This is a genomic window from Streptomyces sp. NPDC055025, assembly GCF_053608565.1.
Map to the genome: position 1 here is coordinate 1 of NZ_JBSGVS010000152.1, position 1,386 is coordinate 1,386.

The 1,386-nt window shown below is 50.6% G+C and carries 1 protein-coding gene; it reads right to left on the minus strand.

The genetic code is table 11. The features are described from left to right. Positions 1 to 523 (minus strand): FAD-binding protein (locus ACWGDX_RS39320; RefSeq protein WP_453633623.1); only part of this gene is annotated, 523 nt, incomplete at its 3' end. Positions 524 to 1,386: the final 863 nt, after the last annotated feature.

Consider the following 1,386-nt stretch of genomic DNA (forward strand, 5'->3'; position numbering starts at 1 on the left):
GCTTATATTTATCTAGCTGCGCTTGTAGCTCGTCCGCCAGTGCACTCGCCGCTTTCGGAGCAGAGGGAAAGCGAAGGATAGCGGCATGCGTCGCTGGATTAGGTTTTAGGTCTGGAATATCTGGAAAGCAGTGACTGGAAAAGTGAATTGCTGGCCAATCATAAACGGTCGTGCTCAACAATCTGTCTGTGCCTTTGCGGAGCAACGAAAAGCACTGCCCCTGCGCATCGAGAACAAGCGTCCGCAAACCAGCCTCAGCAGAGGCCAACGCTGCAGAAATTCCGCCCACACCCGCGCCTAGCACAACCACATCGTAGTCGACATCTCCATCAGCAAACGAACTACTATTTTCAGCTTGCTTTTCGAATAGCCCTGCATCAATGGCCGTATGAATAAGTGTCCGCGCCCGGAGGACTTGGTCACGCATGCTGATATAGGTCAAGCTCCTGTTAAGCTCGAACTGATTAGGTCCAATCTTATAAGCAAGAAGCGCCAACCCCGCATGAGATTTGTTTTTATCCATGTTTTAAAGAGCGTAATCTTGTGCGTCGAATAGACTCTTTCGAGCGGACGCGGATGTGCAAAGGAAATCATCATCAAGAATGAGTGCGAGGACGCCGCCCTTCATTCTCAACAAATCTCGCATGCGGTCAATTTGCACAGAAAGCTCATTATTCCGTGCGGTCAACATATTCAATCGCTCTTCTAACGAGGGGCCACGGTCCGGCACAGAACGTGACACGACTTCCCGATGAACGAGCCCCCGACGTCTATCGTCGTAGTCTCGTTTGATATTTTCGATATCAGCGGCAGCACTGAATACATACTCCCCACTTCCAACTCGCGCAGCCCTGTCCTCTAGTATTGCCAACCGCACATACTGGTCGACTACTCTCGTTAGCACAGAAATTGAAATTTTACCAAAACCCTGGCCCAGGATATATCTATATACCTCGTCCAATAAATCCCCGCGCGCCCTATATTCTCGGCCGTCCTTCTCCGACAATTGTGCGATATATGCCGCGATTAGCTCTTCCACTTATATCCCCCTATCCCAGCTAGCATACATGGATGACCCTCGCCTTGAGGCGAGTCAATAACCCATTTAATCATAAGTGTTTTTTGACTAGCAACTTCATCCGTCTCTCAATCGCGACCATCTCGTGTGCGGAAGAGTGGTACCGCACTCTACGCTGTTTTTCGTCCGCTGCGTGACCCTCCCTCGCAAGCGCGACCCTAAAAAGTAAAGACGCGGTCCTACATCGAAGGCAAAAACAAATCATCTCGATAGTACACGACACGCGCCCGCGCTTTTACTCCGCGCATGAGCAGTTATTCCTCTTGGGTATTTTCGTGCAAAGAGGGCGCCAGGGTGACGCATTGTGC